A 10,578-nucleotide genomic window follows, 5' to 3' on the forward strand; every position below is an offset into this window, starting at 1 on the left:
CGCAACTGCTCGCACCCGATCTTCGTAGGAATACATGAACTACCTCCATGATAGTCCAAGTTTTCGTCCGCACCCCCAAGACAGCAAAGATGCCTGAAGCCCACTGAAGCTCTTCCATCCGATGCAAATTGCGATGCCCCATGTTACTCTGCCCGCAACGCTCACGATATATATTGTGCCAAATGTTGAATATGACGGTGGATACTGCGGTCAGTAGAGAAAGAATTGTGGCGAGAGTTGGCGATAGGACGCCGCATCTCCCGAGACAGAATTTTGACTGGTAATCAGCACATCGTCCAATTCCAGGGGCCATCGGTTCATACCCTTTCAAGGCCTAGCGGTCTACGCTTTTTCGACAGGTGCGTTTCCCGACTGGCAATCAAATGGCAATATGATTTCGCTAAGTTTCAGGCTGGAGACCATGTCAGCAAGGTGGTTTGGAGCCACGAAGGTACCAAAATAGAGGAGTGGTGTTCTGTTGGGTTTCAATGTTCTTGAAGGTATAGACGCAGAATCTGTTGCATCGGCTGCGAATTTCGTTGCTGGCGAACAACTCATCGCGTAGCACAGCAGCATTGGTTTCACGAAATCTCTCACTTCCGCAGGTAGTCCTCGCAATAGCATGCTTTCTTGTCGTGGTTTTTAAAGAGATGTTGTCACATTAAAAGTTGACAAATAAACTCCGGTATATCAGCAATAAGAACTCTGCTGATATCGATAAGAACGAATAGTGTTGATTGCCGCTGAGAAGTGACCCGGTTTGGGGTGATATTTCCATTTAGAATTGGCTCTGACTAATATTTGCTGTTGTTGGTATGCAGACTTTCGCTGGTTCACTGGACTGAATTCGAGCATGGCACTCGGTGCCGCATAGCCGGACCCCGATGTGATTAGCAATCGGCGCACCGAATTAAACGTTGATGGAGTGCGTTATACCAATGACTTGATGGTCGTTCGCGTCTACGGCATCGCTTTAAAATACTTCTGCCTGAATTGGTCGAAATTAATGTGGCCACGATGATTGATCGCGCGGCAAGCGATTGTCTGGATCGTGAACGTCAACTTCATCTCCAGCGATAAGATTAGCTGGAAAAATCACGAGATTGGTTCCCCCAGCATGGCGGAGGGATGGAAAGAGTAGGCCTCGCAAACCGGCCGAGATGATTTCGTCAGCAAGTTTCCAGGATGGCGGCGTCTTTTTATCGATGCGAGCGATTTTCCGCCATCGACAATCCCAATCAGCCCACGCGTCATCCCAATGAACGGGATCGTATCCTCTCGAAAGGTCAGCCACTTCTCCAAGAGTGATCGTGTAAGCCGCAAGTGTAGCAGGCGGCGTAATGCTCGCGCCTTGTCGATACTCCTCGAGTGCTGTCTGCGCCGACACTGACAGATACAGAGCCTCTACGCCGGGACGATTAAAACGTCCCCCATCTGCTGCAGCGCCAGCCCCACTGATTGGAAGGAATGCCCATTTCGGTGTTAGATAACGATGAAAAACGTCCTTCGGTCCGATACGGACGAGCTTCATCCCCGCGCTCCGTTCTCCAGGTCCCTGATATAGGCCAGAACAGCTTCTATCTCACCATCTGCAACAAGTTCTGCGGCTGTGCGGTGGTCGTAATCAGCAATAGGCTCATTCCGATACCAGTAGATCGCCTTCTGGAGATCACCAGTCAGTTCAGCCGCTGCGGATATTACTTTTACCATTTCCCGCATTCTGCCTTGCAGACGTTCGGAAGATGGATTGCGTAGCGTGTTACGATGAACACCCGTCAATTCTGCAAGATTTGCAACCTTGACCCCAAGCACTTTCGATAGCCGCGATGGCGAGATATAGGGTGTCCGTGGCTCCTGAAGACTGTCAACAAAGCCTGAAACCACAGCATATGCTCGATCTGTCTGCGCCTGTGTCACATCACACCTCCGCTCAATAATACGCACAATATATGCATATTTTTTTACACATCAAGTGCAAGCGCATACAGTGAACACTCTGGAAAGAGAAAAAGCTCATTGGTTTCAGGGGCTATCGAAGATTCCAGGATATGATGAATAGCATGAAACAACTTTCCGCGCCCAAGTGTGGATACGCGTGCTTCACGTGCGGCTCGGCGTCCTTGCAAAAAAAGCCAGGGTTTAAATTCCAACCGAAGAAAATTATACGTTGGGCGTTCAACGTGGACGGCAACTGACCTGATTACGTTGAACGGCCCGGCGTCTTTGGGAAGAGCGTCAGGGCCTTTTTAACAGGTCGACGGTTCGATACTGGTCAACTCATCCGGCCATGCAAATCAATGCTATTTTGGAAATTAAATAATCCTGCTGATAAATAAGAGCGTGCCGAGACCACAGGCAAGTGCCATAACGACAAACGGGACAGCCGGTATCCGACCGAGCCAGTTCGGATAATCGGATACGCGTGCAGTACGTATCACTTCCTCGCCTTCGGTCAGAAGCGACTTCAACGCACCGGATCTGTGAAAATCGGGATTGCCCTCCATGGCCCCTCTCCTCTTTGTATGGATCGATTTTTACCATCGAGACAAAAAAGGTCATCCCTAACTTTCGTCCATTTCTACGTCGTTTGACGGATAACAGACCGGGAACACAGGGATAGTTCACCGAAATGAATCGGTCCGAGCTGATTGATTCAAAACTGTCGTTAGACGGGAGGGACGGTTTCAGCGATCTTTTGCTGCATGATCGCCCAGCAGTTTCATCTCTATGTCGAACGGACAGACCCGAATAAAAACATGGCCCGCTACTACGCCATGCATATTTCCTATTCGCTATTTGGAGTGCCCTGCCTGACACGCCAATGGTGCCGGATCGGAACCTCTGGACAGGTCAAGCTACAGCATTTCGAACAGGAAGCAGAGGCCATCAAAATGTTCCTGACTATGGCGCGGAAAAAACAGTCCCGAGGCTATAGGCCCAGATAAGAATCTCGGGCCTGTCGTGAGTGTGGCTACCGTTACGATTTGACCAAAAAACGCCCGCTTCGCAGGGAGGAGGAGAGCGAAGCGGAACCACTGGGCAGGTGATGCTACAGCATTTCGAATACGAATTGGAGGCAGTTCAGATGTTTCTGACCTTGGCTCGAAAAAAGAAAACGCGGGGTGACATATCTCGAAGATTCAGCCACTATAGCTCAGTCTAATTTGAGTCGATCTGCCAATCTAGCCATGAGATCCATTCGTTCGTGAAAAATTGCAACCACCAACGCGGGTGCACTTTCGCGCGGCAAGCAAAAAACGTAATGATGTTCGCAATGCGCCATCCGCAACATCGGAAATAGTGCGCTCATATCCTTAAAAGTACCTTGGCCAGCTGCAAGGTTGGCAATTCCACGTTCAAGCTTGCCGATATAGCGCCGAACCTGTGTATCACTCCATTGCTTACGCGTGTAGCGGGTGATATGGCGCATATCCGCTTCCGCCTCTACCGTAAGGACATAGGCCGTCAAGCGCGATTCCCGTCCAGTTCATCATCCAGAATTTGGCCGATGCTCTTGGTGGATACATTGCCCGCAAGACCATCGCTGATGCGACTTCCCAGCACGGTTTTAAGTTCCTGCCATGCCTGATCGGCATTAACATCACCTGGAAACAGACGTTCGAGAGCATATTGCTTAATAGTCTTGCCCTGCAAGGCCGCCAATGCCTTAAGGCTTTGATGCTGCTGATCTGTTATGTCGATTGTCAGACGGCTCATAACGGCTGCCTCCATATAAATACACAAACCCACATTAGCACATTTGCGCGGAGATTGCCACGACTACATCTCACCAATTAGCGCTCGTGGAGACTCCATAGTTTAACTGCAGCGATTGCGAGGCGGGGAAGCATTGCTAGGGCTCAAGCAAGGATGTTCCCTTTTTGTTTCGAATGCTCTAATAAAATACGCATGGACATGTCAGCCGATTATCCGCGGTCCCGTGTTCAAAACCATTCATGCGTGACGAGGACATATGGCAGCGGCCCATCTGGAAAAACTGAATGATCGCCAACGAGAAGCGGTCGAGCATGGCGTCGCCATGCCGGATGGTACGATCGGCGGTCCACTTTTGATCATCGCGGGTGCTGGATCGGGCAAGACGAACACATTGGCGCATCGTGTGGCTCACCTGATCGTCAATGGCGCTGATCCGCGCCGGATATTGTTGATGACATTCTCGCGTCGCGCGGCGTCCGAAATGGCCAGGCGTGTCCAGCGTATCTGCAAACAAGTGCTTGGCGATCATTCGTCCGTCATGACGGACGCTCTGGCCTGGGCGGGAACATTTCATGGAATGGGCGCGCGTCTTTTGCGCATTTACGCCCAACAGATCGGGCTCAGCGCCGACTTTACCATTCATGACCGAGAAGACAGCGCCGATCTCATGAACCTCATTCGTCATGAACTGGGTTTCTCGAAAATGGAAAGCCGCTTTCCAACCAAGGGCACCTGTCTCGCAATCTATTCGCGGGTCGTCAATTCCGAGAGTACAATCGGCGTGGTGTTAAAGAATGCCTATCCTTTTGCCCTTGGTTGGGAAGAGCAGTTGAAACAGCTCTTTGCCGCCTATGTGGACGCCAAACAGCATCAAAATGTGCTCGATTATGATGATCTCCTGCTTTACTGGGCGCAGATGATGTCGGATGCCGCGCTTGCCGAGGATGTCGGTCATCGTTTCGACCATGTTCTGGTTGATGAATATCAGGACACAAACCGCCTTCAGGCATCGATCCTGTTGGCGCTGAAACCGAGCGGGCATGGTCTGACGGTTGTTGGTGATGATGCGCAGTCGATCTATTCCTTCCGCGCAGCAACCATTCACAACATCCTCGACTTTCCCAAGGAATTTTCTCCAAAGCCAGCCGACGTCATCACACTCGATCGCAATTATCGTTCAACACAGCCCATCCTTGCTGCCGCGAATGGAGTGATCAGTCTCGCCCGCGAACGGTTTACCAAGAACCTCTGGACCGATCGTCAATCGGAGCAACGGCCCATGCTTGTAACGGTTCGGGACGAGAGCGATCAGGCGAACTATATTGTCGAGCAGGTCCTGGCGAACCGTGAGGTGGGCGTCAGGCTCAAACAGCAGGCGGTGCTGTTTCGCACGTCGAGCCATAGTGGCGCTTTGGAAGTCGAACTTACCCGTCGCAACATCCCCTTCGTGAAATTCGGCGGACTGAAATTCCTCGACAGTGCGCATGTGAAAGACCTGCTCGCTACATTGAGGTTTGCGCAGAATCCACGCGACCGTGTTGCGGGCTTCCGCCTTTTGCAGATGCTATCCGGCGTTGGCCCGCAAACGGCTGGCAGGATTCTTGACACCATTGCCCTGGACCCGGAACCTTTGCAGTCGCTTGCAGAAATTCCGCCACCGCCAAGAATTGGGGACGACTGGCCAGCTTTTATTGATCTCCTCTCCAGCCTTCGAAAAGCCGAAGGCGGTTGGCCAGGAGAAATCGGCCTGGCGCGCGTCTGGTACGAGCCCCATCTTGAACGTCTTCATGAAGACCACGATACACGCAAGGCGGATCTGGTTCAGCTCGAACAGATCGCCAACGGCTATCCGAACCGTGAACGCTTTCTCACCGAGCTTACGCTTGATCCACCGGATGCAACGAGCGATCAGGCTGGCGTACCGCTTCTTGATGAGGACTATCTCATCCTTTCCACCATTCATTCCGCCAAAGGTCAGGAATGGCGCTCCGTTTACATGCTCAACGTCGTTGACGGCTGTATGCCCTCTGATCTGGGGGCGGGAACGACGGCCGAGCTGGAAGAGGAACGCCGCCTGCTTTATGTCGGCATGACACGGGCCCGCGACAATCTTGCTCTCATTACACCGCAACGTTTTTTTACCTATGGGCAAAATGCGAAGGGCGACCGGCATGTATATGCTTCGCGAACGCGATTCATCCCCGCCACACTCCTTCATTTATTTGAGACGGCGAACTGGCCAAAAGTAGCAGCAACCGCCAGCGAAGCCAGCGCGCGCAATGTCCGCATTGATGTCGGCGCACGGATGCGAAGCATGTGGAAGTGATGTTCCGCGTTCCATACGCGCGCGAATGGCAAACATGCTGTCAAGAAGCCCTTCCAGCCATTGCAAACGCCTAGGTTGAGGAGTGGCGGACATAACAACTGCGCAGCTTAGATCGTATAACAACAACACGGCAGAGATCGCCAGGATGACGCCAACGACCCTTTTCCTGATGGTGAGACAACCATTGAGAATGGTTTTCTTCTGGCAACGTCCGGTATGATGTGACTCTTTGCTTTGCAGGCGTGACTCCGCTTGACTCTTCGGAAGGCCGGGTGTTTTTGCCGGAAGTGCTTTATCGCTACAGAAATGCCGACAGGATAGCCTCACGCCATTACAATAAAGTCTCTTTCGCCCGCAGCGACAGCCAAGCGGCATGGCTTTTGCTTTAAGCAGACGGGAGACACTTTACGGGAATAAGACAATGTCCAACTCAACCACCATCCATAACGACGGAAATACACTGTTTCCGATCGTTCTTTCCATCGTTGCCGCTGCGGCAACGGGCGTTCTCTGGGCTTATGCCAATCCGATCCAGCTGGTTCCGGGTGTGATCCAGTGGCGCATTTTTGCTTTCCTGCCGCCGCTAGTCGGTATTCTGCTGGGCCGCAAGAGCGGTTTCATCTGCGGCTATCTCGGCACAATCATTTGGTCGCTACTCGCTGGCACCTTTATTCCTGCGCATTCGCTACTCATCGACGGCATCATGGTTGGCCTAACCGGCCTGATCCCCGGCATACTGTTCGATCCGAAGACCACGACTTTCAATCGCGCAACGCTGATTAAAATTGCAGCGACCTGCCTTATTGTTGGCCTCTTGATGGTTGCCGCCGTTTCGGCAAGCCTTGCCTATCTTGGCATTTTCCCGTTCTGGTGGGCCGTCATGTATCTCGGTCTTTCCGATATCGTTCCGATGCTGATCGGCACCCCGCTGCTGGTCGTTCCGGCTCTGAAGATTCTCAAGGGCGCGCATCCGTCCGGTTTCACACGTTTCTAAGAACGGGCCCGGAAAAGTGCTCCAACTGCAGAATGTTAAAGTCGGCTTTGGCGATTCCGTGTTGGCAATCGCCGAGGCCAGCCTCGATATCCGTGACGGCGAACGCCTTCTGGTCTGCGGCGCGGGCGGCAGTGGCAAGACCACGCTGCTCAACGCTGCATCCGGCATTGTGCCGCGTCTGATTACCCCGCAGGTTTTTGGCGGCGATGTGACGCTGAACGGCAAGCCCATCTCTTCCATATCGAAGGATGAGCTGTTCAGCACGGTCGGTGTGGTTTCGCAGAATGTGGAAGACCAGCTCTGGGATCTCAGCGTCGAAGACCTGATTGCCTTTCCGCTGGAAAATCGCGGCCTTGCCAAAGACGACGTCCGCACGCGAATTGACGATCTCCTCAACGAGCTTGATCTGAACGCCCTGCGCGGCCGTCGCGTGCTCACCCTTTCGGGCGGCGAGCGGCGGATGGTGGCCATGGCCGCCGCACTGGCTGCCGAGCCGAAGCTCCTGATCCTCGACGAACCAACCACGGGACTTGATCCGGCGGCGCGTCAGCGCCTCTTGCGGGTTCTCAAAAAGCTCGGGGCGGAAATTCCGGCCCTGCTGATTGCCGAACAGGATCCTGCCTCCTTGCAGGCCGTCATCACTGATGTCGGCCTGGTGAAGGAAGGCAAGCTTGCGCCTGTCGTGCCGCTTGCTTCCATCATCAATGATGCGGGAGCCTGGGAAGATGCGGGTGTTCTGCCGCCTGTGGCGGTGCGCAAGCGCCTTGCCGGTGGCAAAGCCGATGGTCAGGTGCTCGTTTCCGTGTCGGGCGTCAAGACGCAGCTTCAGCGCCGTGATGGCCAGCCGGTTCTTGAAAACGTGAATTTCCAGATACGGGCGGGCGAGGTCGTCGGTCTGATTGGCAAGAACGGTGCGGGCAAGACCACGCTGTTCCAGTCCATTCTGGGCCTTCAGAAAATTGCGGCCGGTTCTATCACCATTGGCGGCGAGAATGCCGACAAGTGGACGGCGGCCAAGCGTGCCCGTTCGGTTGCCTATCTGCCGCAGAACATGCGCCGGATTCTGTTCAACATGACGGTGCTGGAAGAGGTGGTCTTCGCGATCACAGCGGCAACCGGCGCGCCGAGGGATGATGCCATCACCGCCCGCGCAACGGCATGCCTGTACAAATATGGTCTGGGCGGCCACGAGGAAAGCAACCCGTTCGCGCTTTCCTCGCGGCAGCAGGCCTTGCTTGGTCTCGCCTGTGCGGAAGCGGCGGGCGCTTCGGTTGCCATTCTCGATGAGCCGCTTCTGGCACGCGATCTCAACGGTCGCCGTATGCTGGAACTGTTCCTCGAAACCGCACTCAGCGAAAACCGTGCCGTGATGCTGATCTCGCACGATCTGGAACTGGTGGACGATGTGTCGTCCCGTGTCATGATCCTCGATAACGGCCATGTCACTTTCGATGGCGATGTTGATGCATCCTGGGCTTCCGATGCCTATGGCGCACTGGGCTGGCCCAAACCGCGTGTCGTCGAGACGGGAGAAGCCGCATGAAAATCTTCTACGATTTGAACTTCTTCGTGAAGCTCGTCGCGGCTTTTCTGGTCATGCTTGCAGCATGGCTGGTGCCTGGCTGGCATTATGGCGTGCCGCTGGCACTGGTGACGGTCGGGTTTCTGGTGCTGGTCAAGGTGCCGGGCCTGCGCGGCTATCTCAAGGGTGCGATACTGTTGACGCTGCTCGTCATGGCGAGCTGGATTCTCAATCTCGTGCTGCAAGGTATGGACTTCGTGGACACGCTCCCGATTGCCGCCGGTATGGCGGCGCGACTGGTGACGACCACGGCTGCCTTCTATTTTGTAATGGAAACCAGCACGCCGGGTTCCATTCTGGCAGCGGCAAGCGCTGCGCGTCTGCCGCCTATGGTAACGCTAGTGCTGTCGCTGACCTTTGGCATCATCCCAATGCTGCGCGAGGATTTCGAACGTATCGCGGATGCGCAGCGCGCCCGCGGCATGGAAATCGATGACGTCTCCTTCCCGATGCGCCTGCGTTTTGCGCTGGCGCGCGGTGTTCCGCTTCTGGTGCAGGCAATCCGCATGGCACATGCCATTTCGCTTTCGCTGGCCATTTATGGCTTCGACACCAAGCGCAAGCGCACCACATGGCGCAACGTTGGCCTGCTGATTGAATCACGGCTCAATACCAAGGACATAAAACGATGACTGAAGACAGCACGAAACTTTCCGGCAATGGACAGGTCTGGACCGTCGATGTGGCAGGCCGCAAGGTCGATCTGCCGATTGTGTCGATCAATCCGAACTTCGCCATTTCCCTGATGATGGTCATTGATCTCGGTGTTCGCTTCGGAGAACATGTGGGCAAAGCGCTGGCCGAAAAGCTGGCGCCGCTGAGGCCCGATGTGATCGTCGGTGCTGCAACGCTCGGCATTCCGGTAGCGATTGAAGTGTCGCGCGCGCTTGGTCTTGACGATTATGTCGTGTTGCAGAAGTCGCCGAAAATCCATCTCGGCGATGCTCTGGTGCAGACGATTTCCTCCATCACCTCCAAGGGCGAGCAGCGTTTGCTTCTCGATCGTCAGGCCATCCCGCTTCTCGAGGGAAAACGCGTGGTCGTGGTGGACGACGTCGTGGCATCGGGTTCAAGTCTCAAGGGATCAGTCGAGTTGGTGCGCAAGGCAGGTGGCGAGGTCGTCGGCATCGGCGTCATCCTCACCGAAGCCAAGGACTGGCAGGCCACACTGGGCGAAGATGTGAAGCTACTTCATAGCCTCGCGCATATTCCGCAGTTCGACAATCAGAATGGCGAGTGGAAGCCGATTCTTGATAGCTTTCTGTGAAGACCAACGGAGCCTCGTAACCATTAATTTTAGGACAGTCCCAGCCGGCGACTGTCCTTTGCGGCCTTTGAACTTGGGGGTTCTAGAGCACGTCCGTTGAACGCGGAATCGCGATAAGGATTCACTTGTTGGCCGAACTCTGCTTCTATTGCCCCATTGATGGTTTAGTCGGTGGCAAAATGACCCGAGCTTTCAGCGACGATCTTCGTAGCCGGGTTTTGACTGTGTCATGGGATGGCACGTCAAAGCGCTCAGCCGCAGCCCGATTTTGGGGTTGGCGGCTCAACAGCTATCGCCTGGATTGCGAGTACTCGGGCTGGTCGGTTGACGCCTGCGAAACAGGGGCGTCGCGGTGGCTCGCGCCTCGATGCCCACGAGGGCTCCAAAGTCGGTATGATTGAAGAGGCAAAGGACATTGCCCTCAACGAGATGGTCCTGCGATTGCGTGAGGAGAGAGCCGTTTCCATTGGCTGCGGCGCGCTCGATGTCTGGCTGCGAAGGCGCGCTTGGACATTCAAAAAAAGACCGCACCTGCATTGGAGCAGGAGCGCCCCGACCGGTGTTGTCACGTTAAGTTTCTCTGGCCGGAAAGGCCAGGGGCTCGTAGATATTCAGGCGAAACAGGCCGCAATTTTCCATGCATCGAAAGCTTCGAGGCGATGGTAGCGAATTGTGTGTGCGGCTCGGCGACG

General features: G+C 54.5%; 11 protein-coding genes and 2 pseudogenes. 7 read left to right on the plus strand and 6 right to left on the minus strand.

Annotated elements, in window-relative coordinates; all coding sequences use genetic code 11:
• Nucleotides 1-1,003: 1,003 nt before the first annotated feature.
• The 3 genes from FG152_RS26485 to FG152_RS26495 all read right to left on the minus strand — a co-directional run bounded on the left by FG152_RS26485 (nucleotide 1,004) and on the right by FG152_RS26495 (nucleotide 2,504).
• Complete coding sequence (locus FG152_RS26485; protein ID WP_109365665.1) at nucleotides 1,004-1,531, minus strand: RES family NAD+ phosphorylase; 528 nt, start codon at nucleotides 1,529-1,531, stop codon at nucleotides 1,004-1,006.
• Nucleotides 1,528-1,917 carry a hypothetical protein gene (locus FG152_RS26490; protein ID WP_109365664.1) on the minus strand — a complete coding sequence of 130 codons (390 nt, stop codon included), beginning with the start codon at nucleotides 1,915-1,917 and terminating at the stop codon, nucleotides 1,528-1,530. Before FG152_RS26490 ends, FG152_RS26485 begins: the two co-directional genes overlap by 4 nt.
• Nucleotides 1,918-2,312: 395 nt before the next feature.
• On the minus strand, nucleotides 2,313-2,504 hold the full coding sequence (locus tag FG152_RS26495) for a hypothetical protein (protein ID WP_109365663.1): 192 nt from the start codon (nucleotides 2,502-2,504) through the stop codon (nucleotides 2,313-2,315).
• A 270-nt stretch (nucleotides 2,505-2,774) separates the two neighbouring features.
• Here FG152_RS26495 and FG152_RS26500 point away from each other — a divergent pair, with 270 nt between their 5' ends.
• Entirely contained in the window at nucleotides 2,775-2,945 is a 171-nt protein-coding gene (locus FG152_RS26500) for a WGR domain-containing protein (RefSeq protein ID WP_498989324.1), read from the plus strand.
• Nucleotides 2,946-3,154: 209 nt separating this feature from the next.
• On the opposite strand, the gene FG152_RS26505 is transcribed toward FG152_RS26500, so the two are convergent.
• Nucleotides 3,155-3,469, minus strand: coding sequence for a type II toxin-antitoxin system RelE/ParE family toxin (locus FG152_RS26505; RefSeq protein ID WP_498989316.1), 315 nt, complete (start codon nucleotides 3,467-3,469; stop codon nucleotides 3,155-3,157).
• Nucleotides 3,466-3,717: a type II TA system antitoxin, ParD family gene (locus tag FG152_RS26510; RefSeq protein ID WP_109365660.1), complete on the minus strand. Its 252-nt coding sequence runs from the start codon at nucleotides 3,715-3,717 to the stop codon at nucleotides 3,466-3,468. Before FG152_RS26510 ends, FG152_RS26505 begins: the two co-directional genes overlap by 4 nt.
• A 256-nt stretch (nucleotides 3,718-3,973) precedes the next feature.
• On the opposite strand from FG152_RS26510, the gene FG152_RS26515 reads away from it, so the two are divergent.
• The 6 genes and pseudogenes from FG152_RS26515 to FG152_RS26540 all read left to right on the plus strand — a co-directional run.
• Nucleotides 3,974-6,043 carry an ATP-dependent helicase gene (locus tag FG152_RS26515; protein WP_124916047.1) on the plus strand — a complete coding sequence of 690 codons (2,070 nt, stop codon included), beginning with the start codon at nucleotides 3,974-3,976 and terminating at the stop codon, nucleotides 6,041-6,043.
• Between the two features lie 421 nt (nucleotides 6,044-6,464).
• Nucleotides 6,465-7,037 carry an aminotriazole resistance protein gene (locus FG152_RS26520; protein ID WP_021586547.1) on the plus strand — a complete coding sequence of 191 codons (573 nt, stop codon included), beginning with the start codon at nucleotides 6,465-6,467 and terminating at the stop codon, nucleotides 7,035-7,037.
• Between the two features lie 58 nt (nucleotides 7,038-7,095).
• Complete coding sequence (locus FG152_RS26525; protein ID WP_498989320.1) at nucleotides 7,096-8,580, plus strand: ABC transporter ATP-binding protein; 1,485 nt, start codon at nucleotides 7,096-7,098, stop codon at nucleotides 8,578-8,580.
• The gene (locus tag FG152_RS26530; RefSeq protein ID WP_109365657.1) at nucleotides 8,577-9,251 is read left to right on the plus strand and encodes an energy-coupling factor transporter transmembrane component T family protein; all 675 of its coding nucleotides are present in this window, start codon (nucleotides 8,577-8,579) and stop codon (nucleotides 9,249-9,251) included. The genes FG152_RS26525 and FG152_RS26530 overlap by 4 nt, the downstream gene beginning before the upstream one ends.
• On the plus strand, nucleotides 9,248-9,886 hold the full coding sequence (locus FG152_RS26535; protein WP_109365656.1) for a phosphoribosyltransferase family protein: 639 nt from the start codon (nucleotides 9,248-9,250) through the stop codon (nucleotides 9,884-9,886). The genes FG152_RS26530 and FG152_RS26535 overlap by 4 nt, the downstream gene beginning before the upstream one ends.
• A 179-nt stretch (nucleotides 9,887-10,065) precedes the next feature.
• Nucleotides 10,066-10,443: pseudogene (locus FG152_RS26540) on the plus strand (COG3415 family protein); the annotation flags it as partial.
• A 54-nt stretch (nucleotides 10,444-10,497) separates the two neighbouring features.
• On the opposite strand, the pseudogene FG152_RS26545 reads toward FG152_RS26540, so the two are convergent.
• Nucleotides 10,498-10,578, minus strand: a pseudogene (locus tag FG152_RS26545) (IS6 family transposase); the annotation flags it as partial.

Source organism: Ochrobactrum sp. XJ1 (genome assembly GCF_024701725.1).
In the GTDB taxonomy this organism is placed as follows: domain Bacteria; phylum Pseudomonadota; class Alphaproteobacteria; order Rhizobiales; family Rhizobiaceae; genus Brucella; species Brucella anthropi.

Excerpts from the sequence above, each read along its gene's own strand:
- FG152_RS26485 (WP_109365665.1), bottom strand. The coding sequence starts at position 1,531 with ATGAAGCTCGTCCGTATCGGACCGAAGGACGTTTTTCATCGTTATCTA.
- FG152_RS26495 (WP_109365663.1), bottom strand. The coding sequence starts at position 2,504 with ATGGAGGGCAATCCCGATTTTCACAGATCCGGTGCGTTGAAGTCGCTT.
- FG152_RS26500 (WP_498989324.1), top strand. The coding sequence starts at position 2,775 with ATGCATATTTCCTATTCGCTATTTGGAGTGCCCTGCCTGACACGCCAA.
- FG152_RS26510 (WP_109365660.1), bottom strand. The coding sequence starts at position 3,717 with ATGAGCCGTCTGACAATCGACATAACAGATCAGCAGCATCAAAGCCTT.
- FG152_RS26515 (WP_124916047.1), top strand. The coding sequence starts at position 3,974 with ATGGCAGCGGCCCATCTGGAAAAACTGAATGATCGCCAACGAGAAGCG.
- FG152_RS26520 (WP_021586547.1), top strand. The coding sequence starts at position 6,465 with ATGTCCAACTCAACCACCATCCATAACGACGGAAATACACTGTTTCCG.
- FG152_RS26530 (WP_109365657.1), top strand. The coding sequence starts at position 8,577 with ATGAAAATCTTCTACGATTTGAACTTCTTCGTGAAGCTCGTCGCGGCT.
- FG152_RS26535 (WP_109365656.1), top strand. The coding sequence starts at position 9,248 with ATGACTGAAGACAGCACGAAACTTTCCGGCAATGGACAGGTCTGGACC.